A 25,154-nucleotide genomic window follows, 5' to 3' on the forward strand; every position below is an offset into this window, starting at 1 on the left:
ATGAACCAACTATTTGTCCAGGATAAAGGAACAAAACAAGAATATGAAATAGTCGGCAGTAGCCCGCGCCTAACGGATGGAATTGATGGCAAAAAGACAATGGAACTACAGATAGAAGCGGGCTTTACTGATCCTATATCTTTTGAGGCATTGGTCGGGAGAAACCTTCTAATTGTGGATGAAAAGGTACACAAGCGGCAAAAATACGTTATCCGAAATTTTTCAAAAACTCAAGATGGTGATGTACTGTCTAAAAGTGTTTCAGCTACTCATATTTATGCTTTTTTGCTATCAAAAAACAGAGTAGATGAGGTTATTCAAGGCGAATTAACACTTGAACAGGCGTTTGCTCATGCCTTGAAAGGGAGTAAATTCACGTTCAAAATTATGGATGATGCGAAAGACATCAAACCTGTCAAAAATGAAGGGTTTGGCGATGCATTTTCTATTGAACTGATAGACACGATTATTTCAAATTACAAAATCGAACTTGATGTGAATAATTACGAGATTTATATACACAAGAAAATAGGAAAGAAAATCAATAAAACGCTTGATACTAGAGCGAATATAAACGGTCTAACGGTTACTATTTCAGAAGACAACACGGCCACACGGGGCAGAGGCTTCGGCAAGCAAAAAGAAGAAAAAGACACGATAAGTGAAAGCGCTATAGGTTATGAGAGCAAAACCGGTACGTGGTCTTATGACGATGCTTTGAAAGCTGATTTTACGAATAAGCCTGGTGCCACTTTTACTTTTTCTTTCACTGGCACCGGATTCCGATTTGTTACCTTAACTTCAAAATTGGGAGGTAAATGGGAATTTAAAATTGATGACGATAAGACGAAAACGATCAGCGTTTATAAAGATCAAACACCTAAAAAAGAAACGATAGAAGTCATTAGAGGTCTTGAGCATAAAAAACATAAGGTCGTTGCAACGTTTAAGGGAAAGGACAACAAAAATCCCAATACAAAAGGGAAGAAAACAGCGGTCCCGATCATGTATCTATTGAGGGACAACGTCATTGAAACATATCGGGAATATAAAAATGAAAATGAAAAATATGTATTCGAGCCGGTCCTTTTCGTTCATCCAAACGAACAGGATTTTTTAATTGACGGTCAGCCTACATGGGCCGAACCAATTAAAGATGATGCAGTTACAAAGGCAGAAGATATGAACACTCTTTTGAAAGAAAAAGTCAATCCATTCCCGGAAGTGACCGTGGCAATTGATTTTGAGGAATTTGAAGTTGAAGAGCTAAAAGGGTTAGAGGATGAACTCAACAAGGGTGACACGCTACATGTTATAGCCGATACACCTGAACATGGTATCACGTTTGAAGATGATGTAAGAGCCGTCAGCATGACTTATAACCCGTTAGACTCGACCGAGAAACCCGACGTTACTTTTACCAATGTCCAAAAGGATATGTTTGATTTGCAGCTTGAAGACAGGCGAAGAATCAGAAACCAAGAGCGCTATATCAAGGAACAAAAAAATAGTTTATTGGCTCAAATTCAAGCAGCAAAAAACGAATTGTCCGATCTAATTGAAAAAGGAAAAACAGGTAGCCCGCAAAATGCGGGTTTTAGTTTGGTCTTTAAAGGCGGATCGTGGGGTTCTTCTGCTGGTGATGTGTATATAGACGGAAGCGATTTAATATTTGAAACACCTGAAAATTATGAAATGGTTTATGCGACTGTAGACGGCTCGTCGCTGCTTAAACAGAACGGGATCACGCCTTCAATCGACTATGAAGACAATCAAACTGATACATTCATCATTTCCTTTTTTCAGAGTGGAAAAAAAATAAAGCCGGATCAAGTGCCCGATACTTCAAAAATATCGGTTGGTATTGTCGGCTATTCATAAGAAGGTGATCACATGTTTAATTTGAAGAAACAGCACACGCCTAGCCCACATTCAAAATTAATACAAGAGCTGAATGACAATGCCCGCACCACTGAAAATGCTTTGAATGAATTGAATAGAGCAGATGAGAGGCACCAACAAAGCGAGACGGCACACAAAGCCGAGCATATTACCCATCGTGGGAAAAGCGTTGCTCACTGGGTTAATAGTTTATGGGCTAGATTGATTAATCTAATTGTAAATCACGACGGAAATGACGTGAAAGAGGTCGTGGATGGTCGGGTTGCAATAGATGCCACCATTCATCCAACCTTAAACGACCGACTTGAATATGACTTTGATAGATTGGAGCAAAAAGTGAATGACATGCTTTCAATCGTGTCTTTGCAGCCGTTTCTGAACAAATACGGCAACTTTACAAAAGCTCTTCAAGCTGCACTTGATTTGTCAAAAGATCGTCCCATTTGGCTTTATATTCCCCCTGGAGGCTATACCCTGCGTGAACGAGTGAGGATTTATAAAAACACTCATATCACTTTACAGGCAGGGGCAACGATCAAGCGTGGATTTGTTGGCAGCATGTTTGTAAATGGTGATTCCACAGAGAGTTTCACCGGATATAACGGCCACGGAAAATTGATCATTGACGGACAAGGAACAATTGACAGCATGGGGCATGAAATCAAAGAGCAGTGTTCTATTTTCGGCTTTGCTCACGCATCCGGCATTATCATGCGAGATATTACCTTGAGAAATGTTTGTGGTGGGCACGCCTTTGACTGTGCCGGAAATGAAAACGTGCTGATCGACAATGTGACATTCGAAGGGTTTGCGGATTATGTAGGGGATAGATGGTTCTCCGCAGCGGTTCAAGTTGATTTGATGCGTTCCTCTAGTAACTTCGGTGCGTTTGGCGCTTATGACCACGCACCGACAAGGAACCTCACAATGCAAAATTGTACTATCCGAAAATCAGCAGAGCTTGGGGGTTATCCTAGAGCCATTGATTCACATACAAGCACTGACGGCGTTCTATACTCGGGCATAAGGTTTATTAACAATAAGGTCTATGACTGTACAGAATGGGCGGTATCGGGCAACAAATGGCAAGATGTGTTTATAGATGGTAATAGCTTTGAGAACTGTTCTGGTGGCGTTAGAACGTTATTGCCGAGCGTCAGCAGCGTTTACACTCAAGACAAAAACGGAAATCCGACTAGCAGAGTAAACAAGACAAAGCGTCACACAATCACAAATAACAAATTTATAAATATGTCGGTTGATCATGCGATTCAGGTTTATGGCCGTAAAGGTTATCAAACGATTGATCATGTGGTCATTTCAAAAAATCAAATTGACGGCACAACAAGGCACGCTATTCATGTGTCAGATGTGAAACATTTTGTTATTGATGATAACAACATGGAGAACATTGGACACCACGGCGTACTGGTCACACGCAGCACACGGGGAAAGGTACATCACAACACAGGAAGGGAAATTCAAGGAAACGGCGTGCGTGTCGAAGAAGGCAGCTGCGATTATGTATCGGTCGATGATAACACGCTAGAAGAGATCGGTTTCTCGGGTATATCAGTTTCGGGAGAATCGGAATATGTACAGGTGGATAAAAACACAATTATGAATGCGGGCAAGCGAGGGGATGAATATGACTTTATTTTGCTTATGGATGGCGTCAAAAATAGTGCTGTCCGCAACAACACGGCAACCGGGAAAACAGGCAGGTACGGTATGTATTTAACAAGTAAATGTTCATCTATTCAGCATTACGGCAACCGATTAAAAGGTGCTGGAAAAGTATCAGCATTAAACGATAATAGCGTTGATCCTATTCGGACCGTTGAAAATATCACTTGATTTGAGGGGGGATAACATGACGAATCAACTTTTTAAAAATGGCGTGCTGCCTTTCGTGGTTGATGCCTATGATCAAAGCGTGTACGATTCAAAAATTGTTTTTTCGACCCAGGACATCGGCACAGCAAAGCTAATTTTCAAATTGCGTAAAGATGGTGTGCCACTTCCGTTGTCAGCGGTTGACGGAAAACTCGTACTTTTATTTAATAATGGATCCAAGAACGTTCGGAATATCACACTTGTTGATAAAGTCGAAGGGATCGCCGAATACGTCCTAGATAATGACGAGATCAAGCAATATGGCAAGGTTCAAGCGTCCTTAAATTTGTATTATCGCAACGGACAAGCCTTGTCGATTCATGAATTTACATTTGAAATTCAGCGAAACTTAATTGACCAGGACATTGCCCCGGCAGCGGAATTTTATATTGATGATTTCCAAACGCTAAAAAAGCAGATTGAGCGCATGGCGGCAGAGCTTGAAAACGACATTCAAAACCGCACTGACGATATGCAAGGAAACATTGATAAGATCACCAAAGAGCTTCAAGAACAGCTTGATCACTTGAAAGAAAAACTAGGTGATCTCGAAGCACTTGAAACCAAACAAGGCGCACAAGATAAAGTAGAAGCAGCGCTTGCAGCTGCTAAAAAATATACGGAGGATTACGCAGAGACACCCGCAGGGGCTCAAGAGAAAGCTGATGCAGCTGTGCAAAAGTCAAAGGACTTTGTATCAGGTTTCCAGCAGAAAAAAATCACGGCTGATACAGGAACGCCTTTGATTCTTAATAAAGACACGACCGTCAGTATTTTGGATGCTGTGATTGATAACGGTCTAGGAATGGGCACTTTTTACACCATAGCAAAATCAAAAGATTTACCTAACAATCGTTCTTTCAGAGGTTTTTTTCATATGACAGATGTATCATCCGATGGGAAGGCTACTTTTGGATGGGTATACGCTACAGATTACCACAACAATGTTTACACTAACTATCTCAACAATAGCGTATGGAGTGGGTGGAAACGTGTAATGATGGAAGCCGAGGCACAAGAATCGAAGGTACAAATAGCCGAGTTGTATTATCTAAACGCAGTAGGAGGTGACACATGATGATTGACTGGTTTAGACGAATCAAGGATTTTTATGACGAAGCACTGTGGACAAAGGAAATGGTGTATAACACCGTAGCGGCCGGGAGAATCACGGCCGAACAATATGAGCAGATCACAGGTGAGCCATACGAGGTATAGGCTTATTTTTTATGGCGGGAGAAGGTGAGAAAAATGGAAATGGACATGACGCAGTATTTAATGACACAAGGACCGTTTGCGGTTCTTTTTTGTTGGGTGCTGTTTTATGTATTGAACACGACAAAAGAGCGTGAGAACAAGCTCAACGAGCAAATAGACGCACAAAATGATGTACTAGCAAAATTCAGCGAGAAATATGACGTCGTCATTGAAAAACTCGATAGGATCGAAAGAAACCAAAAATAACTGAAATGGGGAATTGAATATGACAAATTTCGACAAAGGCACTGTGATCCGTACGGTGCTTCTTTTTATGGCATTAATCAACCAATTTTTAATCATGGTCGGTAAACCTGTTTTGCCGATCAGTGAGGACCAAGTCACTTCATTGGCTGAAACATTGTACCTTGCCTTCTCAATGATTTTTACAATTGTCACAACCTTGATGGCATGGTTCAAAAATAACTATGTGACATCTAAAGGACAGAAGCAGAAAGAAGCGCTGCAACAAAAAGGATTAACAAAATAAAGAGCTGCCCCAGGCGGCTTTTTTAAATACTAAAAACAATTTTAAGGAGACGATGAACAATGGTAAAAATCATTCAAGACTTCATTTCAAAAGGGAATAAAAATCGACCAGGCAACTATATGAAGCCTTTATATATTACGGTCCACAACACAGCCAATACAGCAAAAGGGGCAAACGCAGCGAGTCACGCAGCGTTCGTAAAACGATCTAGTACAGGTGTAAGCTGGCACTATACGGTGGATGAAAATTGCATCTATCAACATTTGCCGTTAAACGAAAACGGATGGCATGCAGGAGATGGACGAGGAACCGGCAACATGAAATCAATCGGTATTGAAATTTGCGAGAACAGCGATGGTAATTTTGAGAAGGCTGTCGAGAACGCTCAATGGCTAATTCGTCAGTTGATGCAGGATCAAGGTATTCCGCTGGCCAATGTTGTTCCCCATAAAAGATGGAGCGGTAAACAATGTCCACGAAAGCTGCTTAATCGCTGGGACAGCTTCAAAGCGGGTATTGCAACAGCTCAAACGGGTAAAAAGGCAACCGTGAAACCTGTAAAATCAGCACCATTCAAAAAACAAGCTTCCAAGCCTGCTAAAAAGACATACAACCTGCCATCTGGCATTTTAAAAGTCACCAAGCCCTTAACGAAAGGGGCAGGCGTAAAAGCCGTACAGCAAGCTCTAGCGGCACTCTATTTCTATCCTGACAAAGGGGCAAAAAACAATGGTATTGACGGCTACTATGGTGCGAAAACAGCGGATGCGGTCAAACGGTTCCAGCTTATGAATGGACTCGTTGCTGATGGCATTTATGGTCCTAAGACTAAAGCAGCCCTCGAAAAGCTATTAAAATGAAAAGGGCAGGCATTACGCCTGCTTTTTAAAGCTTTAATAGATTGAAAGGTTTTAATTTGTTTTCGGAGGTGGAAAACCATGATATAATTACCAGTAAAGTATTTTTCTGAATTCAGGAGGTCTCCCCTTGTTTAATATATATTGTGATGAAAGTTGTCATTTGGAAAAGGACAAGAGTGATGTAATGGTATTAGGTGCAATAGGAATTGATTCTCGATATCTTAAAGAAATTTATGAAGATATACGTCAGATTAAGATTAATCATGGGTTAGATTCTTGGTTTGAGATTAAGTGGACCAAAGTTTCTAAGGGGAAGATTGATTTTTACATAGAATTGATTAAGTACTTTTTTAACACACCATCTTTATCTTTTCGGGGTGTTGTTGCTACAGGTAAAAATGAATTAGATCACTCCATTTATAATGGAAACGATTATGACACTTGGTACTATAAAATGTACTTTTTATTGCTTGATCCATTTACCTTGCCAAATAATAAATATCGAATTTTTATTGATATAAAGGATACTCGTGGAGGAAAAAAAGTAAAGAAACTTCACGATGTTCTTTGTAATAATAAATATGACTTCAACAAAGAAATTATAGAAGACATAAAGCAGATTCATTCTCATGAATCTGAAGTTTTGCAATTATGCGATTTATTTATTGGAGCACTGTCATATTTCCATAGAGGCTTATATTTAGACTCAAATTCTAGTGAAGCTAAAAAAGCAATGATTGAGAAAATAAAAGAAATGTCAGGCCGGCTCTTAAATTATAGTACACCCAGAGCAGAAAACAAATTTAATTTATTTATTTGGCAGCCAAGAAGGAGCTTTTAAAAATGTATTCAGAAAAGTTATCTCCTCCTATAGATATCACAGGGTTGACGAAACATTCTGATATTGAAAATAAGCTTTATAGAGTTTTTCGAGAAAATATTATGGATAAGGAGATCAGAAGTGAATTCAAAGGTAAATTTATTTTTGTGAATCTTAAAAATTGTATAGAAAGAAAAAGTGAGACGTTTTGGCACTTAATCAGTTTGAATAGTAAAGAGAAATTCAATATATTGCCATGTAATAACTGTTTATCCATAACTAAGTGTTATTCTAATTGTATTGAAAATGAAAGAAGAATTCTTATGAACAATAGCGATGTTCGAAACATTTGTTATTATAGGGGGATAAGAATACATTGGATAAACGAAATAATAAATCTGGCAAATAAAGGTGATCCGGACATTAAGATATGGAGAGTGAATAAAAAGAAAGGGCGGAAACAGACATATATTAGATTTGTAAATGGGGCTGTTGATTATGTTGTAATACTTGATGAATGTTATAAAAAAGGAAAACTGAAGAATTATGTATTGACTTCAGCTTATCCGGTTTTTTACATAAATGCTAAGTTGAATTTTGATTCTGAGTATTCTAGATATATAAAGAGTTTAGTACATGATCCTAAATAAAAAACCGGTAATCGCTGTGCGAAAACCGGATTCTCCTTCTACACGTGGCAGATGAGCTATATTTAAATTACTATAAAAGTAACCTGTTGTCAACAGATCATATAACAATGTCAACTTAATTAAGCCCAGAATGGGATTCATTTAAAGTATTCCCATTCTGTTTTGTTTTAAAACTTATTATGAAGTCCTGTTATAGAAAATGTAGTTACCCAGTTTATTTGAACCGCCATTCCTGCTTTTTATCCCACAACAATTCCTCCCAAGTCACTTCAATTTTTTTTACTTTCCGTCAACAAGTAAATCAATTTTCAAAACAGTAATCAAACTGAAAAGTTGTTAAACAAAACCATTAAAAATGGTATACTTATGTGCATATTATAATAGGGGGTACAAACCTTGAAACCATTTTGGGAAATAGATGAAGAAGGTTATTATACGCTGGAAAAGATAAATGAGAAAAAAATAGCTAAAGCAGAAAAAAAGCTTGGAGTAATTTTACCTGATACATACAAAAAGCTCATTTTAGAACAGAACGGTGGTTATATTGTTCATAATGCTTTTCCTACAAGTCATCCTAACTCATGGGCTGAAGATCATATTCAATTTAATCACTTGCGAGGAATCGCGAAAGATGAAGGAATTATGGACAGTGAGTATCTAATTGAAGAATGGGAATTGCCTAAAGGACTTGTTCTGATTAATGGGGATGGCCATACATGGGTAGCAATGGATTATCGAAAAACGAAAGAGAATCCCCCTATCCACTATTTTGATGTAGAAATGGAAGAAGACTTTAAGCTGGCAGATTCATTTGATGAATTTATTGAAGGGCTCTATACAGTTGAATACACTGCTGATGAAGAAGACGAGACAGAGTACGAATACGAAGAAACAGAGGAGGAATATATAACTAAAGCAGAACTTGAAGCGATCTTAGAGAAAGAAGCACCTGATTCAGCAGATATTCATCAAATTACTAAATATCCGTTACAAGATTTAGGAGAAGTAGAGTGGTTCTTTAAAAGAATAAAAAGCTATATTGAATCTGTTAAAGATGAAGACGTTCTTTATGAAGTAGCTGCAAGCATTGACACAATCCTTATATTAAGAGTAGATACAATGCCAAGTAACGAAATTATAAAAAAGACATTATTTGAAATTGTAGACATTTTTGAAAAAGCTGAAGTTCCCCAGATAACTGTAACAGCTGGAAATTTTGCTATTAATATAGATGCATTAAATTAAGGTAAATTTAAGGAGAAAATAGTTATTTTTAACTTATAATTAGTATGTTCCAAAAATACTAATTGTAGGGAGAAATGTAATTTGAAGAAAATAATTTTATCATTCCTAGCACTCGTAGTAATATTGGCCGGCTTACCAATGAGTTTTGTGAGTGCAACTGAAGATTCTCCAAAAGCTAAAACAGCTGTAGAGCCAGGCAGAAAGCAATATATTCCTGATGCTGATCCTAATCCTAATGCTACAGAAGATGATCTCATTTCTGATGATGAATTAGAAGAAATTTCAGAGGCTGAGTGGGATAAACTTCCGACAGTTGAAGAAGATGGTACTGTACGTCCTGTACCTGAAGGACCTGTAGTTAAAACACAAGCCTTAACCAAAATTCTTAAACTTCTTCAAAGTCCTGCTGTAAAAGAGGTGAAGAAAGGTAAGAAAGTAAAACGATATACTGAGAAACATACCAACAGTGGAATCAAATATGTCCATATTAAAAATGGAAAGCTTGCAGGTCAAAAACATCCTGTAACTAAGGTTCCTTTTACTAAACAAGGTTTTCCTGTTTTTAACTCTACACATACAATGACATTGCCACTTAAAGAATTAAAATCATCTAACTATACACAATTCAAATTAGCTAATGCTAGTTTGAAAAAAAGGGTCAATAGTAATATCACATTGATGGGTAAGTTTACAAAAGCTCAACTAAAAGAGATAGATGCCGGTAAAACTCCTACAGGGTACACTTGGCATCATCATGAAGTAGTTGGCCGTATGCAACTAGTTGATACTTGGAAGCATGAGAAAACAGGGCATACTGGTGGAAGATCTATTTGGGGTAGCTTCAAATAATAAAGGCACTAAAGAGGGACGACTTTGTCTCTCTTTTTTAATTTTGTTTTCGCATTTATCAAAAGAATATCGTCTGATGTTTAAAAACTCCATTCTCTTTATCCCAAATCAAATCTTTACAAGACATAAGATTTTTAACTGCCTTGCGTATCGCCGCCTCATCTCTGCCTGTTTTCCTTTTAAGATCATCCATTGTTGGGTTACGTCTAAAACGGCTCATATTATAGATGATCCTGTATAGCTTCCTCTCAAGATCATTCATGACATCACCACCGTGAACTATCTTATTTGAATATCTTTTTCATTAGCTTGCCGGATGCTTTACCGGCAGCGCGGCGAGCTATACGTTTGCCTATAGTGCCCTTTTGAACGGCGTTAACATCTCCCAGGTATTTTGATGTTTTATAAAGGAATGATCTAATTTTGTTTATGTTCATTCATTTCACTTCCTTTTATATTCAATTATAACTTATTATCTTGAAAGTGGGTGACCCACATAAACACCCACAAAAGTAAATAAAGTAAAAAAAGATTACGGAATGTGTTTTTTAAAAACGTTGATATACTAGGCTTTAAACAACAATAAACAACATTGAATAATTCGTTGATAAAAGAGCGTAAGAAATACGGTCTTAAAGGCGCTCGTCGCGCACCTCAGTTCTCAAAACGTTAATTCTATTACGTTTCTCAAAGGCTCTCAAGCTTATGCTTGGGGGTCTTTTTTTAGGCTCTAAAATAATAGGACCACGAGAATTTATTGCTGGTTATAACTCTATACCTTTGAAACTTTTGAGTGGTTTGATCTTTTAGAGTTTCTGTTACGTGTTTATAAATGTTCATAGTCATTGGATGCCTAATCGAGCCTGTACATCTTTAATGCCTGATCCCGCTTCAAATAAACTTATAATATGAAAATAGGTCATTACTGCTATTGCCTCAGAACGGTGTATTTTTCCGTAATCAGCAGAGGCCATGGTTTGATGAGTTCTCGTGTAGCAAAACTCGCCAATTTTTGTTAGCTAATTTATGATGTATGGTAAGAGGAAAATAGGGAAAATAATGTGTTTTTGCTATATAATTTGCCTAAATGTCTTTGAATCACCTTTATTGACCACTATGTTGAACTGTAGATGCGATCTAGGAATATTTATTATTACGTATTACGTGATGTTATTAAATTATAGGTAGGTGCAATAGTGAGTTTAGTGAAAATAGAACCCATAAGTACACTTAATAATAGTGAGATAACTGAAATTTTTAAATGTGCTCCTCAAGGAGGTATGAGGCGCTCGCTTGAAACGAATACCTTAGTTTTAGTATCGGATCATACCAAAGCATTGTATGAAGACCGGTGGGACGGAAATGTTTTTCATTATACTGGTATGGGTAGAACGGGAGATCAGACATTGACATCTCAAAATAAAACTGTGGCTGAATCATTAAGTAATAAAGTGGAGATGCATTTGTTCGAAGTGTTTGAAGCGAAGAAATATGTGTATCGTGGGGTAGTGAAACTAGCTGATGAACCTTATCAAGAAGAGCAGCTAGATGATAATGACCAACTGCGACAAGTATGGGTCTTCCCTCTTGTGTTGGCAGACGATCAAAAGTTTATCATTCCAGATAAGTTGATAAAAATGAAACAAGTGTTGAGGGAAAAGAAGGTAAGAAAACTGGGTGAGACCGTTTTAGAAAACAGAGCTAGAACCGCCAGAAGAAAAAGTAGTAAACGTAAGACTATCTCAACTACATATGAACGTGACCCATATGTTACAGAATTTGCAAAACGCTGGGCAAAGGGAGTTTGTCAGTTATGTGAACAACCGGCTCCATATTTAAATATGAATGGGGAGCCTCATTTACATACCCATCATATTAAATGGCTATCACGTGGTGGAGATGATTCAATATACAACACTATTGCTCTTTGTCCTAATTGCCATGATAAAATGCATATTTTAGATTTGGAAGAGGACGTAAGAAAACTTCAAGAGAAAGTGTTAAAGTGCGTAGAAGTGGAAACAATCAAAATTTGAACCGATGGGCACAGGTTAATTTTGATCACATTTTGAAGACAAATATACAGAACGACATTCTTTCTTTTTGGCTGATGCAAAAATAGCCCGTTAATTAGCGCGTCTCGCACTTCGTTAATCAATTTTATATTGTATGGACGTTTTACAAAGGTTTGTTACAGACAAACCATATACGAAAAGCATCAGCATCCTGCTGATGCTTTTTTTATTTGTGCTTTTTTTGTATGGAAACATATAAAATAGGATCATAGCAAGGTTTCTGTTTAAAAAACGAAGTCTATGGAGGGGGTGTCATATGAATCTGACAACAGAAAGGTGTATCATTCGCTCATTTGCTGAAGATGATTGGCAGGATGTCTATGCATATACTTCTGATCCGGAAGTGATGAAGTATATTCCGGAAGGTGTTTTTTCTAAAGAAAATGCGCAGGAATTTGTTAAAAATAATCGTCTTAAAACAGCCAAGAATTTTGCTGTTCTATTAAAAGAAGACCAGATTTGCATCGGGCATATCGTGTTTCATTCTTACTTTGGTGAGCACACATATGAAATTGGCTGGGTTTTCAATCCTGCCTATCAAAACAAGGGCTATGCAACAGAAGCGGCGTATGCTGTCTTACATCATGGTTTTCACACTCTGAACTTACATCGAATCATTGCGACTTGTCAGCCTGAAAATGTGCCATCGTGGAGAGTGATGGAGAAATTGGGGATGAGGAGAGAGGGATATTTTAAACAGTGTATACCCCAAGGAAATGAGTGGTGGGATGAGTTTTACTATGCCCTCCTACAAGAGGAATGGTTCGAGAAGAGGGCTTGATCAGTTTTCATGATATGAAGTACATTGATGAAAAAGCAGCTGATCAAATCTTATATGAGAACGCTCTTAACTGGTATTTTAGTAAGTGAAAAACAGTCTTCCATCTATCGTAGGAGGTGCTTTCATTGAATTTAAATCAATTGACATTTAGAGAAGCTGTGCAAGAAGATCTCGACAAAATCGTCTTCATGCTTTCAGATGATAAGTTAAGTCAAAAGAGAGAGCGTTACACTCGCCCATTATTAGAAAGCTATATCAAAGCCTTTCAATCAATCGATGCTGATCCAAATATTGAACTCATTGTTGCGTGTGACCAGAAAGAAGCCGTTGGTGTTCTTCAGTTAACCATGACGCCATTTCTTACTTATCAAGGAGGATGGAGAGCATCCATCGAAGGAGTTCGTACGGCTTCGAGTCATAGAGGAAAAGGAGTCGGTTCGCTGCTTATAAAGTGGGCCATTCAACGCGCAAGCGACCGCGGCTGTCATATGATTCAGCTGACAACAGATAAACAGAGGCCAGAAGCACGCCATTTTTATGAGAAATTAGGGTTTGAAGCCACTCATGAAGGAATGAAGCTGCATTTGCCTCATGAATAAGGATATCAAGAAGCGGAGGATTCACGTACCTCTGGCTTTTTTGTGCCTTTATTAGAAATATTTGCTATATTTAATATGTAAATCCTCTGTTATTTGGAAAGGAGAAACATGTTACTCAAAATCGGTCTAGTTGTTGTAGGTGTGGTCGTACTTTACGTAGGGGTTCAAGTTTTGTTGTATAAAAGAGATATGAAAAAAACAAAGGAAGATCTTTTGACATTTGTCGCAAAAAACAAAAAGGACGTTTCAGTGACAATCATTGAAAATGATGATGTGATGTTAGAGTGGAATGCTGATCAAAAAACGCCACTTGCAAGTACGGTGAAATTAGTGGTTTTATTTCATTTTGTTAAAGCTGTATCGAGCGGCGGCATCAAGCTAGAGGAAAAAGTGGCATTGCCTGATATAGAGCGGTTTTATATTGATAGAACAGACGGTGGTGCGCACGCGTACTGGCTGGAGGTCAATGATTTTTCTGAGCATGCGACTTTATTAGATGTTGCCAAAGGGATGATGCAATTCAGTTCGAATGCTTGTACGGATTATTTGATTGACCGGCTGGGCTTAGAAAAGATCAATGATCAGATGAAACAAGCAGGTCTTACAGAACATGATGAACTCATGCCGCTGACGCCAATGATTTTGTGGTCCGCTTATGTATCTGATCGTCGGCGGGATGCATTCAAGAAAATGAGCGGTGTATCCGAAGAACAATACAAATCTCTAATGAATGAGATTTTTAATATCATGAAAAGTGACCCAGAGTATAAAAAGGCGTTAGAAGAAAAAATGAAAAAAAAGAACTTATTAGGCTGGCGTATACAATCATTACTGACGCAAAAGCTGACAAAGTCTACAACCAATCAATATGCACAATTTATGAAACGTCTTCATGACGAGCTGTTAACAACAGAAGAAAAGGGTCTTTTTAGCCAAATCGTACTGGGAGAAACATTGAAAAAGGAAACAGATCAATATTTTTGGTATAAAGGTGGAGCAACATTGTTTGTTTTCACAAGTGCTTTATATCGAAGAACAGATACATCCTCTATCTCCATCTCTCTTTTTATCAATGATCCAAAAGCGAACAATTCTCACTGGATTGGGGAAGTATTCAACGAATTTATGCTTACTACAGCAGTGGATCAAAACTTTCGACAACGATTGATACAGGCTTTCACTACATAAACATCAAAAAACAGAGGGAAACACCCCTCTGTTTTATTATTTCTGCATTGGAAACGCTTTGTATACATCTTGGCGTTTCTTTTTTGACTTCACAACTCCATCAACCAGTTCCTTTTGCCAAAGTGTTGTATCGTCTTTGTACTTTTTAAAAGGGTGAGGGAGTTTTTTTTCTAGCTGTTTTCTTTTAAACGAGACGGACGGCTCGTCTTTAGAGCTCATGTTAAGTGTCACTTGCTCTACGTTATCGACAAGAATAAAAAGTGCGATGGCGTTGTATAAATACGTTTTTTCGATCGTATCCTTTTGATCAAACCAGAAGGCGTCAAACTGTTCTTCTGTATAGCCTGCATTTTCTTTTACTCCATACGTGACGTCTAATGCTTTCCCATCGATGATTTCAAATTCACGTATTATGCCTCCAGGAAGATCTGATAAGATTTCACGAATGGCTGAATTGTCACCGAGATACGTGTTTTTGTGTGTTGAAAGTTGTTTTAAGGATATGTCTTCATTCCTTTTATACTGCTCTTTTTCTCTGCGGCTTGACTGCTGCATGCAGATAAGACGACAGTTAATAGCAGCAGGATATACATCCATTTCTTCATTGATTTTGCCCCTTTATTGTTTCTTTCTATATGTAAATGTCTATTTTATCACAATTTTCCATTCCGATCGTTCACAGGCCGCCATTTCCATTTACTGAACTGCATGTTTTGTTCAAACCAACGAACAATACAAAGAAAAAAGGAGTTCATTCCATGGCAGAAGTGCTTTCATTTTATCAATTGAAAACAAAACGAGATGTCACGCTTGAAAAGAAGCTTTTGCGTACATTGTCTCTTCAACAAGTAACGGCCGCTTCTGAGAAATTCACAAAGAAGCTGTTTCCATTTGCAGATGATCCAGCTGGGATTATGAGTGATGGCTGCATCGATTTCGCCATTGAAGCTTTTTTAGCTGGCGGGAGATACGGTGAGTCGAGTAAATACGGGGAATCGTTCGAAGATATCAAAAAACGGTCCTCCCAGGAGGAAGCTGAGCTGATTGAAGAGCTCGCAGGATGCTTGCAATCGTGGGGGAATATGTTCCGTATGGAGCGGAAAATGTCATGTTTATATCCATTTGCGAGGGATTTTTTAAGCATGTGGTGGCAGGAAGGCTTTCGTGAATCAGAAAAAAGACACAAGCTTCGGCTGCACTAAGCATATTTCCAGCCCTTGTCCCATATCTATAAAATAATGGTGTATGGGAGGGACAGGGATGAAAAGAAAGCTGAAGTGGACAGGGTTTTTAATCGGGTTTATTGTCCTCTTATTCTTATTCAGGTTTCAATTTCTAAATGATGATTCTTGGAAATCGTGGAATTTACCTCTAAGCGGGAAGATCATCTATTTGGATCCGGGTCACGGCGGTCCAGATGGCGGGGCTGTGGGAGGAGAGCTGCTTGAGAAAGAGATTGCACTGGATGTGTCCATGAAGATACGTGACTATTTGCAGGAGCAGGGAGCACTTGTTCTCATGACCCGAGAGGATGATTCTGATTTATCATCAAAGAATACAAAGGGTTATGCCCGGAAGAAAGCGGAGGATTTAAGGAACCGCGTTAAAGTTATCAATGAATCTGAAGCGGACCTCTATTTAAGCATTCATTTAAATGCGATACCATCAAACAAATGGAGCGGGGCGCAGACGTTTTTTTACGGAAAGTATGAAGAAAATGAAAAGGCAGCGAAGTTCATTCAAGATGAATTGCGAAGGAATCTTGAAAACACAGATCGAAAGGCGAAGCGGATTAATGGCATTTATTTAATGCAAAATGTCACAAAGCCAGGAGCTCTTGTGGAAATTGGATTTCTCTCCAATCCAAAAGAGGCTGGCCAGCTGGCAACACCTAAATATCAGGATCAAATTGCCGCCTCTATTTATAAAGGGATTTTAAGATATTTAACAGAGCAAAAAGAGCCGCCTGAATAAGGGGCTTTTTCCTTTTGATCGCAGGCAAACAGGACAGACATTGTAAGGATATGTATGATATACTTGGATTGTAAACGAATTCAATAAAGGGTGAGGTTCTGCTATGATCGGACAAGATGATGTGAGAAAACTAGTTGGGAAGATGGACGAACCTTTCCTTCATATACCGCTTGGTGAGCTGGATGCCATCAAGGAAATCAGCCTAAAGCCTGAGAAAGAGCATGTGAGCCTGAAGGTGGCTATTGCCAAAACAGGCACTGCTGAGCAGATGAAGCTGCAGCAAGACATCGTACAAGCCTTGAAAGCAGCTGGCGCTAACACAGTAGGACTTCGTTTTGAAGAACTTCCTCAGGAAACACTTGAAAAGTTTATGCCATCACAAGATGAGGAAGAAACCCTGCTTAACTCTAAAAATCCGCCTGAGTTCTTAGCGATTGCGAGTGGAAAGGGCGGCGTTGGTAAATCGACGGTTTCTGTTAACCTTGCTGTAGCGCTTGCTCGTCTAGGGAAAAAAGTCGGGCTGATTGATGCTGATATTTATGGCTTTAGTGTACCGGATATGATGGGAATCACTGTCAGACCAACAGTTAAAGGGGAAAAAATTATTCCTGTGGAGCGCTTTGGTGTCAAAGTGATTTCAATGGGCTTTTTTGTTGAAGAAAATGCACCGGTTATTTGGAGAGGACCGATGCTTGGAAAAATGTTAAATAACTTCTTCCACGAAGTTGAGTGGGGAGAATTAGATTACTTACTATTAGACCTTCCGCCTGGAACGGGAGATGTGGCGCTTGATATTCATACAATGCTGCCTAGCTGTAAAGAAATCATTGTCACTACACCGCATCCAACGGCTGCCTTCGTTGCAGCAAGAGCAGGCGCAATGGCACTGCAAACAGACCATGAAGTGCTCGGTGTCGTTGAGAATATGAGCTATTATGAAAGCAAAAAAACAGGTGAAAAGGAATACGTCTTTGGAAAAGGCGGCGGGGACAAGCTGGCTGAAGAGCTGCGTGTATCAGTCCTTGGCCAAATTCCTTTAAGACAGCCTGATTGGAATGAGGATGATTTCGCACCTTCTGTCTATGATGCGAGTCACCCGACAGGAGAAGTGTATCAGCACATTGCGAATAAAGTCATTGAACAATTAGCAGTGAAAGCATAATGAAAGCCCGAGTGGATGAACGCCACTCGGGTGATGTTTAACTGTCGCTTCCTTCACTGCCTTGCGAGCCGGAATCACTGCTGCTTTCAGATGCTGCCTTTTTGAGCTCATCTTCGAATTTCTTCTTATAAAGAGGGCTGCTCAATGTTTCCGTAATGACTTTTTCTAAGTGCTTTCTAAACTCTTTGCTTTTTACAAGTTCACCGTATTTCTTTTCCATCTCAGGATCCTTGAGAATATCCATCATCAGCTGTTGATAGTCAGGATCCTTCATTAACTGTTTTAACATTCTTTCATGCTGTTGCTGCATGGATTTTGCGAAAGTCTCGGCAAATTTAGAATCCTCAAAGACCTTCTTCCAGAACTCTTTGCCTTTATCAGAAGTCAGTGTTTTCTCTATCGTTTTTTTCACAGTTTGTTCATCCATTACCAAAGCTTCATTCATTGCCTCGTCATTTAATAACTGTTGAATGGCCTTTTTACCGTCATCTGTCTTTAATATATCGACGACCATTTTTTTTGTTTCGTCATAGTCCATATTAGATGAGGATTGGGTTTTGGGAGCACAAGCTGTTAGAGATAAAAGAAGAAAACAGCTCATTATACGCAAGATGCCTTTTGACATACTGTGGCTCCTTTCGTTACATGTCTTACTTTTAATATGAATGTTTCACGTAAATTTATACATAACAAAAATAGGGGTTGGATCAATTCAATGAAAAGTCGGGATTTAGTTCGTTTTTTCTTCTCTGTGCTAGCTGTTGGAGCGGTCATTACAAGCGTGGTAGGCTTTGCGCTGGAGTGGGGGAAGTATCAGAAGCTTTTTATATCGTTTGAAATTCTAGAGATCGCATCTGTGTTATTTTGGTTCATTGGTGTAGGGATGATCTTTAGTGTCATTAGCCAGATGGGGTTTGTTGTTTTTTTGACAGTGCACCGATTTGCATTAGAGATTTTTCGGTCGCATTCTTTATGGAATACCATTCAGCTGTTTCTTGTGATTTTTGTGCTGTTTGATTTAGCTTACTTGCGATTTTTGTTTTTCGGGGAGAATGATTCATTTCTTCCATATTTGTGGCTGCCTTTATTTATCGGGGTGTTTGCATTGATCGTGGCTTACTTTAAACAGCAGCAGTCCTCTAAGAAAACATTTGTTTCTGCAATGTTTCTCATGGTCGTCATCACGTCGTTAGAATGGTTCCCGGCGCTTAGAGTCAATGAAGAGGACTGGCTGTATTTAATGCTATTCCCGCTATTAGGCTGTAATGCGTTTCAGCTGTTAGCGATGCCGCGGTTTTCAAAAACGAAAGCTACTTAACTTCAGATGACTTTGTTTTCGTATTGGAGATCAGTTCGCCAACCGTCACATTTTTTAAATGCTTTTCTTTTATTTGTTTCAAAATAGCGGGTAAGGCTTGAGCGGTTTGGGTTGCTGAATCTGAGGCGTGAAGGAGAACAATGTCTCCGCTTTTCATTCGATCATTTACATTCTGAACAATTTGGTCGACACCCGGATTCAGCCAATCCTGTGAATTGATGCTGTAATGAACAACGGTATAACCGTACTGTGTGGCTATTTTTAGTGCTGTTTCGTTAAACTGTCCAGTTGGCGGTCTTAATAGTTGAATGTCATCTAGTCCAAGCTTTTGAAATGTATTTTGTGCACGGACAAGATCTTGCTTGATTTCACTATCTTCAAGCTGACTATAATTTTTATAAGCATAGCCGAGGCTTCCAATTTGATGGCCGTCCTCCTTAATTTGTTTCACGATATCAGGATGACGCTCAGCCCAAGAAGCAGACAGAAAGAAGGTGGCGTTCTTTATACCGTACTCTCGAAGGACATTTAAAATAGGAACAGCCTTCTCATCTCCCCAGCCAATATTAAAAGTGAGAGAGACATGTTTTGATGAAGTCTCGCCTTTATAAATGGCTCGGGGTCCATGTTCAGTTTTAAATACCGACAGCGGCGGTGCCTTTTGTACATAAAAAAAGGTTGCAGCTGCAAGGGCTGCTACAAGAATAATGACAACTTGCTTCAGCCGTTTAATAGGCAACACATATAATCGACTCAATTCAAACACTCCTGCCTTGTCCAAGATTGTTACTTGATTGTATGCAGGACAAGGGTTTAAGATGCTTAATAAAACTATTTCAAAAAAAGTTTTGAAAAGACGTTGACCAATAGAATGTTTTCGTGATATATTATTAATCGTCGCTGACACACAGTGACAAACACAAAACGCTTCGGGAAATAAACTTGAAAAAAGTTGTTGACATAAGATGAAGCAAAATGTTATATTATTAAAGCCGCTAAGAACGGCGGAGATGATCTTTGAAAACTAAACAAGACAAAACGTACCTGTTAATTCGAGTTTTTATAAAAAATCCTATGATACTTCATAGGTAGTCAGTCAAACTGGCGAAAAGCAAAACTTCGGTTTTGTACTTTTTCGGAGAGTTTGATCCTGGCTCAGGACGAACGCTGGCGGCGTGCCTAATACATGCAAGTCGAGCGGACAGAAGGGAGCTTGCTCCCGGATGTTAGCGGCGGACGGGTGAGTAACACGTGGGTAACCTGCCTGTAAGACTGGGATAACTCCGGGAAACCGGAGCTAATACCGGATAGTTCCTTGAACCGCATGGTTCAAGGATGAAAGACGGTTTCGGCTGTCACTTACAGATGGACCCGCGGCGCATTAGCTAGTTGGTGGGGTAATGGCTCACCAAGGCGACGATGCGTAGCCGACCTGAGAGGGTGATCGGCCACACTGGGACTGAGACACGGCCCAGACTCCTACGGGAGGCAGCAGTAGGGAATCTTCCGCAATGGACGAAAGTCTGACGGAGCAACGCCGCGTGAGTGATGAAGGTTTTCGGATCGTAAAGCTCTGTTGTTAGGGAAGAACAAGTGCGAGAGTAACTGCTCGCACCTTGACGGTACCTAACCAGAAAGCCACGGCTAACTACGTGCCAGCAGCCGCGGTAATACGTAGGTGGCAAGCGTTGTCCGGAATTATTGGGCGTAAAGGGCTCGCAGGCGGTTTCTTAAGTCTGATGTGAAAGCCCCCGGCTCAACCGGGGAGGGTCATTGGAAACTGGGAAACTTGAGTGCAGAAGAGGAGAGTGGAATTCCACGTGTAGCGGTGAAATGCGTAGAGATGTGGAGGAACACCAGTGGCGAAGGCGACTCTCTGGTCTGTAACTGACGCTGAGGAGCGAAAGCGTGGGGAGCGAACAGGATTAGATACCCTGGTAGTCCACGCCGTAAACGATGAGTGCTAAGTGTTAGGGGGTTTCCGCCCCTTAGTGCTGCAGCTAACGCATTAAGCACTCCGCCTGGGGAGTACGGTCGCAAGACTGAAACTCAAAGGAATTGACGGGGGCCCGCACAAGCGGTGGAGCATGTGGTTTAATTCGAAGCAACGCGAAGAACCTTACCAGGTCTTGACATCCTCTGACAACCCTAGAGATAGGGCTTTCCCTTCGGGGACAGAGTGACAGGTGGTGCATGGTTGTCGTCAGCTCGTGTCGTGAGATGTTGGGTTAAGTCCCGCAACGAGCGCAACCCTTGATCTTAGTTGCCAGCATTCAGTTGGGCACTCTAAGGTGACTGCCGGTGACAAACCGGAGGAAGGTGGGGATGACGTCAAATCATCATGCCCCTTATGACCTGGGCTACACACGTGCTACAATGGACAGAACAAAGGGCTGCAAGACCGCAAGGTTTAGCCAATCCCATAAATCTGTTCTCAGTTCGGATCGCAGTCTGCAACTCGACTGCGTGAAGCTGGAATCGCTAGTAATCGCGGATCAGCATGCCGCGGTGAATACGTTCCCGGGCCTTGTACACACCGCCCGTCACACCACGAGAGTTTGCAACACCCGAAGTCGGTGAGGTAACCTTTATGGAGCCAGCCGCCGAAGGTGGGGCAGATGATTGGGGTGAAGTCGTAACAAGGTAGCCGTATCGGAAGGTGCGGCTGGATCACCTCCTTTCTAAGGATATATGGAGCAGCGTACGTTTTCGTCTTGTTTAGTTTTGAAGGATCATTCCTTCAAAACATGTCTCTAGCGAGACAGGATTGTTCTTTGAAAACTAGATAACAATAAGTAATACATTCACATTGAATGCAATGCAAAGTTCATCACACATAGTGATTCTTTCTAAAGTAAGAAATGGTTAAGTTAGAAAGGGCGCACGGTGGATGCCTTGGCACTAGGAGCCGATGAAGGACGGGACGAACACCGATATGCTTCGGGGAGCTGTAAGCAAGCTTTGATCCGGAGATTTCCGAATGGGGAAACCCACTGCTCGTAATGGAGTAGTATCCATACTTGAATACATAGAGTATGAGAAGGCATACCCGGGGAACTGAAACATCTAAGTACCCGGAGGAAGAGAAAGCAAATGCGATTCCCTGAGTAGCGGCGAGCGAAACGGGAACAGCCCAAACCAAGAGGCTTGCCTCTTGGGGTTGTAGGACACTCTATACGGAGTTACAAAGGAATGATATAAGCGAAGAGGTCTGGAAAGGCCCGCCAAAGAAGGTAACAGCCCTGTAACTGAAATGTTGTTCTCTCCAGAGTGGATCCTGAGTACGGCGGAACACGTGAAATTCCGTCGGAATCCGGGAGGACCATCTCCCAAGGCTAAATACTCCCTAGTGACCGATAGTGAACCAGTACCGTGAGGGAAAGGTGAAAAGCACCCCGGAAGGGGAGTGAAATAGATCCTGAAACCGTGTGCCTACAAGTAGTCAGAGCCCGTTAACGGGTGATGGCGTGCCTTTTGTAGAATGAACCGGCGAGTTACGATCCCGTGCAAGGTTAAGCAGAAGATGCGGAGCCGCAGCGAAAGCGAGTCTGAATAGGGCGCATGAGTACGTGGTCGTAGACCCGAAACCAGGTGATCTACCCATGTCCAGGGTGAAGTTCAGGTAACACTGAATGGAGGCCCGAACCCACGCACGTTGAAAAGTGCGGGGATGAGGTGTGGGTAGGGGTGAAATGCCAATCGAACCTGGAGATAGCTGGTTCTCTCCGAAATAGCTTTAGGGCTAGCCTCAAGGTAAGAGTCTCGGAGGTAGAGCACTGATTGGACTAGGGGCCCCTACCGGGTTACCGAATTCAGTCAAACTCCGAATGCCGATGACTTATCCTTGGGAGTCAGACTGCGAGTGATAAGATCCGTAGTCGAAAGGGAAACAGCCCAGACCGCCAGCTAAGGTCCCAAAGTATACGTTAAGTGGAAAAGGATGTGGAGTTGCTTAGACAACCAGGATGTTGGCTTAGAAGCAGCCACCATTTAAAGAGTGCGTAATAGCTCACTGGTCGAGTGACTCTGCGCCGAAAATGTACCGGGGCTAAACGTATCACCGAAGCTGCGGACTGTTCTTACGAACAGTGGTAGGAGAGCGTTCTAAGGGCTGTGAAGCCAGACCGGAAGGACTGGTGGAGCGCTTAGAAGTGAGAATGCCGGTATGAGTAGCGAAAGACGGGTGAGAATCCCGTCCACCGAATGCCTAAGGTTTCCTGAGGAAGGCTCGTCCGCTCAGGGTTAGTCGGGACCTAAGCCGAGGCCGAAAGGCGTAGGCGATGGACAACAGGTTGATATTCCTGTACCACCTCCTCACCATTTGAGCAATGGGGGGACGCAGGAGGATAGGGTAAGCGCGGTATTGGATATCCGCGTCCAAGCAGTTAGGCTGGGAAATAGGCAAATCCGTTTCCCGTGAAGGCTGAGCTGTGATGGCGAGCGAAATTTAGTAGCGAAGTTCCTGATTCCACACTGCCAAGAAAAGCCTCTAGCGAGGTGAGAGGTGCCCGTACCGCAAACCGACACAGGTAGGCGAGGAGAGAATCCTAAGGTGATCGAGAGAACTCTCGTTAAGGAACTCGGCAAAATGACCCCGTAACTTCGGGAGAAGGGGTGCTTCTTAGGGTGTTAAAGCCCCGAGAAGCCGCAGTGAATAGGCCCAGGCGACTGTTTAGCAAAAACACAGGTCTCTGCGAAGCCGTAAGGCGAAGTATAGGGGCTGACGCCTGCCCGGTGCTGGAAGGTTAAGAGGAGCGCTTAGCGTAAGCGAAGGTGCGAATTGAAGCCCCAGTAAACGGCGGCCGTAACTATAACGGTCCTAAGGTAGCGAAATTCCTTGTCGGGTAAGTTCCGACCCGCACGAAAGGCGCAACGATCTGGGCACTGTCTCAACGAGAGACTCGGTGAAATTATAGTACCTGTGAAGATGCAGGTTACCCGCGACAGGACGGAAAGACCCCGTGGAGCTTTACTGCAGCCTGATATTGAATGTTGGTACAGCTTGTACAGGATAGGTAGGAGCCTTGGAAACCGGAGCGCTAGCTTCGGTGGAGGCATCGGTGGGATACTACCCTGGCTGTATTGACCTTCTAACCCGCTGCCCTTATCGGGCAGGGAGACAGTGTCAGGTGGGCAGTTTGACTGGGGCGGTCGCCTCCTAAAATGTAACGGAGGCGCCCAAAGGTTCCCTCAGAATGGTTGGAAATCATTCGCAGAGTGTAAAGGCACAAGGGAGCTTGACTGCGAGACCTACAAGTCGAGCAGGGACGAAAGTCGGGCTTAGTGATCCGGTGGTTCCGCATGGAAGGGCCATCGCTCAACGGATAAAAGCTACCCCGGGGATAACAGGCTTATCTCCCCCAAGAGTCCACATCGACGGGGAGGTTTGGCACCTCGATGTCGGCTCATCGCATCCTGGGGCTGTAGTCGGTCCCAAGGGTTGGGCTGTTCGCCCATTAAAGCGGTACGCGAGCTGGGTTCAGAACGTCGTGAGACAGTTCGGTCCCTATCCGTCGCGGGCGCAGGAAATTTGAGAGGAGCTGTCCTTAGTACGAGAGGACCGGGATGGACGCACCGCTGGTGTACCAGTTGTTCTGCCAAGGGCATCGCTGGGTAGCTATGTGCGGACGGGATAAGTGCTGAAAGCATCTAAGCATGAAGCCCCCCTCAAGATGAGATTTCCCATTCCGCAAGGAAGTAAGATCCCTGAAAGATGATCAGGTTGATAGGTCTGAGGTGGAAGCGTGGTGACACGTGGAGCTGACAGATACTAATAGATCGAGGACTTAACCTATATTCTATTGTGAAGCATGAACATTGTTATCTAGTTTTGAGAGAACATTCTCTCCATCAGGTTTGGTGGCGATAGCGAAGAGGTCACACCCGTTCCCATACCGAACACGGAAGTTAAGCTCTTCAGCGCCGATGGTAGTTGGGGGTTTCCCCCTGTGAGAGTAGGACGCCGCCAAGCTTTTTGTTTATATCCTTCCAATGGAAGAAGTTACTTTATCATTCCGCAGTAGCTCAGTGGTAGAGCTATCGGCTGTTAACCGATCGGTCGTAGGTTCGAGTCCTACCTGCGGAGCCA

General features: G+C 41.5%; 24 protein-coding genes, 1 tRNA gene, 3 rRNA genes and 1 pseudogene. 24 read left to right on the forward strand and 5 right to left on the reverse strand.

Features of this window, described 5'->3' with window-relative positions:
* From NSQ76_RS01095 to NSQ76_RS01145, 11 genes are all read left to right on the forward strand, one after another.
* Positions 1-1,881, forward strand: coding sequence for a phage tail spike protein (locus NSQ76_RS01095; RefSeq protein ID WP_341051825.1), 1,881 nt, complete (start codon positions 1-3; stop codon positions 1,879-1,881).
* A gap of 12 nt (positions 1,882-1,893) precedes the next feature.
* Positions 1,894-3,759 (forward strand): right-handed parallel beta-helix repeat-containing protein, encoded by a 1,866-nt coding sequence (locus tag NSQ76_RS01100; RefSeq protein WP_341051826.1) that lies wholly within the window; start codon positions 1,894-1,896, stop codon positions 3,757-3,759.
* A 16-nt stretch (positions 3,760-3,775) separates the two neighbouring features.
* Positions 3,776-4,876, forward strand: coding sequence for a BppU family phage baseplate upper protein (locus tag NSQ76_RS01105; protein ID WP_341051828.1), 1,101 nt, complete (start codon positions 3,776-3,778; stop codon positions 4,874-4,876).
* Entirely contained in the window at positions 4,873-5,016 is a 144-nt protein-coding gene (locus NSQ76_RS01110) for an XkdX family protein (RefSeq protein WP_244858508.1), read from the forward strand. The genes NSQ76_RS01105 and NSQ76_RS01110 overlap by 4 nt, the downstream gene beginning before the upstream one ends.
* Before the next feature lie 33 nt (positions 5,017-5,049).
* A complete protein-coding gene (locus tag NSQ76_RS01115) occupies positions 5,050-5,262 on the forward strand; it encodes a BhlA/UviB family holin-like peptide (RefSeq protein WP_135032793.1) in 213 nt (70 codons plus the stop codon).
* Positions 5,263-5,281: 19 nt separating this feature from the next.
* Positions 5,282-5,545 carry a phage holin gene (locus NSQ76_RS01120; protein WP_341051833.1) on the forward strand — a complete coding sequence of 88 codons (264 nt, stop codon included), beginning with the start codon at positions 5,282-5,284 and terminating at the stop codon, positions 5,543-5,545.
* 59 nt (positions 5,546-5,604) lie between these two features.
* A complete protein-coding gene (locus tag NSQ76_RS01125) occupies positions 5,605-6,405 on the forward strand; it encodes a peptidoglycan recognition protein family protein (RefSeq protein WP_341051836.1) in 801 nt (266 codons plus the stop codon).
* A gap of 127 nt (positions 6,406-6,532) precedes the next feature.
* Positions 6,533-7,246 (forward strand): DUF3800 domain-containing protein, encoded by a 714-nt coding sequence (locus NSQ76_RS01130; RefSeq protein WP_341051839.1) that lies wholly within the window; start codon positions 6,533-6,535, stop codon positions 7,244-7,246.
* Between the two features lie 2 nt (positions 7,247-7,248).
* Positions 7,249-7,875: a hypothetical protein gene (locus NSQ76_RS01135; RefSeq protein WP_341051842.1), complete on the forward strand. Its 627-nt coding sequence runs from the start codon at positions 7,249-7,251 to the stop codon at positions 7,873-7,875.
* A 396-nt stretch (positions 7,876-8,271) separates the two neighbouring features.
* Positions 8,272-9,120: an SMI1/KNR4 family protein gene (locus tag NSQ76_RS01140; protein WP_341051844.1), complete on the forward strand. Its 849-nt coding sequence runs from the start codon at positions 8,272-8,274 to the stop codon at positions 9,118-9,120.
* Positions 9,121-9,201: 81 nt separating this feature from the next.
* Positions 9,202-9,969 carry an HNH endonuclease gene (locus NSQ76_RS01145; protein ID WP_341051846.1) on the forward strand — a complete coding sequence of 256 codons (768 nt, stop codon included), beginning with the start codon at positions 9,202-9,204 and terminating at the stop codon, positions 9,967-9,969.
* Positions 9,970-10,027: 58 nt separating this feature from the next.
* On the opposite strand, the gene NSQ76_RS01150 is transcribed toward NSQ76_RS01145, so the two are convergent.
* Together NSQ76_RS01150 and NSQ76_RS01155 are read right to left on the reverse strand one after the other, a co-directional pair.
* Positions 10,028-10,231 (reverse strand): hypothetical protein, encoded by a 204-nt coding sequence (locus tag NSQ76_RS01150; protein ID WP_341051849.1) that lies wholly within the window; start codon positions 10,229-10,231, stop codon positions 10,028-10,030.
* Between the two features lie 22 nt (positions 10,232-10,253).
* On the reverse strand, positions 10,254-10,406 hold the full coding sequence (locus NSQ76_RS01155; RefSeq protein ID WP_341051850.1) for a hypothetical protein: 153 nt from the start codon (positions 10,404-10,406) through the stop codon (positions 10,254-10,256).
* A gap of 170 nt (positions 10,407-10,576) precedes the next feature.
* Here NSQ76_RS01155 and rpsI point away from each other — a divergent pair.
* The 5 genes and pseudogenes from rpsI to NSQ76_RS01180 all read left to right on the forward strand — a co-directional run.
* Positions 10,577-10,642 (forward strand): annotated as a pseudogene (rpsI, locus tag NSQ76_RS01160) (30S ribosomal protein S9); the annotation flags it as partial.
* Between the two features lie 523 nt (positions 10,643-11,165).
* Positions 11,166-12,005, forward strand: a complete 840-nt coding sequence (locus NSQ76_RS01165) for an HNH endonuclease (RefSeq protein WP_034621543.1) — start codon at positions 11,166-11,168, stop codon at positions 12,003-12,005.
* Positions 12,006-12,300: 295 nt separating this feature from the next.
* Positions 12,301-12,825, forward strand: coding sequence for a GNAT family N-acetyltransferase (locus NSQ76_RS01170; RefSeq protein WP_034621546.1), 525 nt, complete (start codon positions 12,301-12,303; stop codon positions 12,823-12,825).
* A 125-nt stretch (positions 12,826-12,950) separates the two neighbouring features.
* Positions 12,951-13,424 carry a GNAT family N-acetyltransferase gene (locus tag NSQ76_RS01175; RefSeq protein ID WP_339240665.1) on the forward strand — a complete coding sequence of 158 codons (474 nt, stop codon included), beginning with the start codon at positions 12,951-12,953 and terminating at the stop codon, positions 13,422-13,424.
* Positions 13,425-13,532: 108 nt separating this feature from the next.
* The gene (locus NSQ76_RS01180) at positions 13,533-14,612 is read left to right on the forward strand and encodes a serine hydrolase (protein WP_341051853.1); all 1,080 of its coding nucleotides are present in this window, start codon (positions 13,533-13,535) and stop codon (positions 14,610-14,612) included.
* Between the two features lie 36 nt (positions 14,613-14,648).
* Here the strand turns inward: NSQ76_RS01180 and NSQ76_RS01185 are convergent, their stop codons facing one another.
* Positions 14,649-15,209 carry a DUF4825 domain-containing protein gene (locus NSQ76_RS01185; protein ID WP_341051856.1) on the reverse strand — a complete coding sequence of 187 codons (561 nt, stop codon included), beginning with the start codon at positions 15,207-15,209 and terminating at the stop codon, positions 14,649-14,651.
* A 161-nt stretch (positions 15,210-15,370) separates the two neighbouring features.
* Here NSQ76_RS01185 and NSQ76_RS01190 point away from each other — a divergent pair, with 161 nt between their 5' ends.
* From NSQ76_RS01190 to NSQ76_RS01200, 3 genes are all read left to right on the forward strand, one after another.
* Positions 15,371-15,814, forward strand: a complete 444-nt coding sequence (locus NSQ76_RS01190; protein ID WP_034621549.1) for a DUF2521 family protein — start codon at positions 15,371-15,373, stop codon at positions 15,812-15,814.
* A gap of 58 nt (positions 15,815-15,872) precedes the next feature.
* Positions 15,873-16,586, forward strand: coding sequence for an N-acetylmuramoyl-L-alanine amidase CwlD (gene cwlD, locus NSQ76_RS01195; protein WP_024425615.1), 714 nt, complete (start codon positions 15,873-15,875; stop codon positions 16,584-16,586).
* A 103-nt stretch (positions 16,587-16,689) separates the two neighbouring features.
* On the forward strand, positions 16,690-17,748 hold the full coding sequence (locus NSQ76_RS01200; RefSeq protein ID WP_024425873.1) for an Mrp/NBP35 family ATP-binding protein: 1,059 nt from the start codon (positions 16,690-16,692) through the stop codon (positions 17,746-17,748).
* 37 nt (positions 17,749-17,785) lie between these two features.
* Here NSQ76_RS01200 and gerD read toward each other — a convergent pair whose 3' ends face one another.
* The gene (gerD, locus tag NSQ76_RS01205; protein WP_025092243.1) at positions 17,786-18,373 is read right to left on the reverse strand and encodes a spore germination lipoprotein GerD; all 588 of its coding nucleotides are present in this window, start codon (positions 18,371-18,373) and stop codon (positions 17,786-17,788) included.
* A gap of 90 nt (positions 18,374-18,463) precedes the next feature.
* Here gerD and NSQ76_RS01210 point away from each other — a divergent pair, with 90 nt between their 5' ends.
* The gene (locus NSQ76_RS01210; protein ID WP_034621553.1) at positions 18,464-19,066 is read left to right on the forward strand and encodes a KinB-signaling pathway activation protein; all 603 of its coding nucleotides are present in this window, start codon (positions 18,464-18,466) and stop codon (positions 19,064-19,066) included.
* Here the strand turns inward: NSQ76_RS01210 and pdaB are convergent.
* Complete coding sequence (gene pdaB / locus NSQ76_RS01215; protein WP_025092244.1) at positions 19,059-19,823, reverse strand: polysaccharide deacetylase family sporulation protein PdaB; 765 nt, start codon at positions 19,821-19,823, stop codon at positions 19,059-19,061. The two genes, NSQ76_RS01210 and pdaB, sit on opposite strands and share 8 nt — an antisense overlap.
* A 375-nt stretch (positions 19,824-20,198) precedes the next feature.
* On the opposite strand from pdaB, the gene NSQ76_RS01220 reads away from it, so the two are divergent.
* From NSQ76_RS01220 to NSQ76_RS01235, 4 genes are all read left to right on the forward strand, one after another.
* A 16S ribosomal RNA gene (locus tag NSQ76_RS01220) occupies positions 20,199-21,747 on the forward strand.
* Positions 21,748-21,929: 182 nt separating this feature from the next.
* A 23S ribosomal RNA gene (locus tag NSQ76_RS01225) occupies positions 21,930-24,860 on the forward strand.
* A 61-nt stretch (positions 24,861-24,921) separates the two neighbouring features.
* A 5S ribosomal RNA gene (gene rrf / locus NSQ76_RS01230) occupies positions 24,922-25,037 on the forward strand.
* Together the 16S, 23S and 5S rRNA genes with 1 tRNA gene alongside form the textbook arrangement of a ribosomal RNA operon.
* A 42-nt stretch (positions 25,038-25,079) precedes the next feature.
* A tRNA-Asn gene (locus NSQ76_RS01235) sits at positions 25,080-25,154 on the forward strand.

Source organism: Bacillus sp. FSL M8-0256 (assembly GCF_038005765.1).
GTDB lineage: Bacteria > Bacillota > Bacilli > Bacillales > Bacillaceae > Bacillus > Bacillus safensis.

Coding starts and splice junctions, on each gene's coding strand:
- NSQ76_RS01200 (WP_024425873.1), top strand. CDS start 16,690: ATGATCGGACAAGATGATGTGAGAAAACTAGTTGGGAAGATGGACGAA.
- NSQ76_RS01100 (WP_341051826.1), top strand. CDS start 1,894: ATGTTTAATTTGAAGAAACAGCACACGCCTAGCCCACATTCAAAATTA.
- NSQ76_RS01115 (WP_135032793.1), top strand. CDS start 5,050: ATGGAAATGGACATGACGCAGTATTTAATGACACAAGGACCGTTTGCG.
- NSQ76_RS01095 (WP_341051825.1), top strand. CDS start 1: ATGAACCAACTATTTGTCCAGGATAAAGGAACAAAACAAGAATATGAA.
- gerD (WP_025092243.1), bottom strand. CDS start 18,373: ATGTCAAAAGGCATCTTGCGTATAATGAGCTGTTTTCTTCTTTTATCT.
- cwlD (WP_024425615.1), top strand. CDS start 15,873: ATGAAAAGAAAGCTGAAGTGGACAGGGTTTTTAATCGGGTTTATTGTC.
- NSQ76_RS01180 (WP_341051853.1), top strand. CDS start 13,533: ATGTTACTCAAAATCGGTCTAGTTGTTGTAGGTGTGGTCGTACTTTAC.
- NSQ76_RS01210 (WP_034621553.1), top strand. CDS start 18,464: ATGAAAAGTCGGGATTTAGTTCGTTTTTTCTTCTCTGTGCTAGCTGTT.
- NSQ76_RS01105 (WP_341051828.1), top strand. CDS start 3,776: ATGACGAATCAACTTTTTAAAAATGGCGTGCTGCCTTTCGTGGTTGAT.
- NSQ76_RS01190 (WP_034621549.1), top strand. CDS start 15,371: ATGGCAGAAGTGCTTTCATTTTATCAATTGAAAACAAAACGAGATGTC.
- NSQ76_RS01170 (WP_034621546.1), top strand. CDS start 12,301: ATGAATCTGACAACAGAAAGGTGTATCATTCGCTCATTTGCTGAAGAT.
- NSQ76_RS01155 (WP_341051850.1), bottom strand. CDS start 10,406: ATGAACATAAACAAAATTAGATCATTCCTTTATAAAACATCAAAATAC.
- NSQ76_RS01150 (WP_341051849.1), bottom strand. CDS start 10,231: ATGAATGATCTTGAGAGGAAGCTATACAGGATCATCTATAATATGAGC.
- NSQ76_RS01120 (WP_341051833.1), top strand. CDS start 5,282: ATGACAAATTTCGACAAAGGCACTGTGATCCGTACGGTGCTTCTTTTT.
- NSQ76_RS01185 (WP_341051856.1), bottom strand. CDS start 15,209: ATGGATGTATATCCTGCTGCTATTAACTGTCGTCTTATCTGCATGCAG.
- NSQ76_RS01135 (WP_341051842.1), top strand. CDS start 7,249: ATGTATTCAGAAAAGTTATCTCCTCCTATAGATATCACAGGGTTGACG.
- NSQ76_RS01110 (WP_244858508.1), top strand. CDS start 4,873: ATGATGATTGACTGGTTTAGACGAATCAAGGATTTTTATGACGAAGCA.
- NSQ76_RS01125 (WP_341051836.1), top strand. CDS start 5,605: ATGGTAAAAATCATTCAAGACTTCATTTCAAAAGGGAATAAAAATCGA.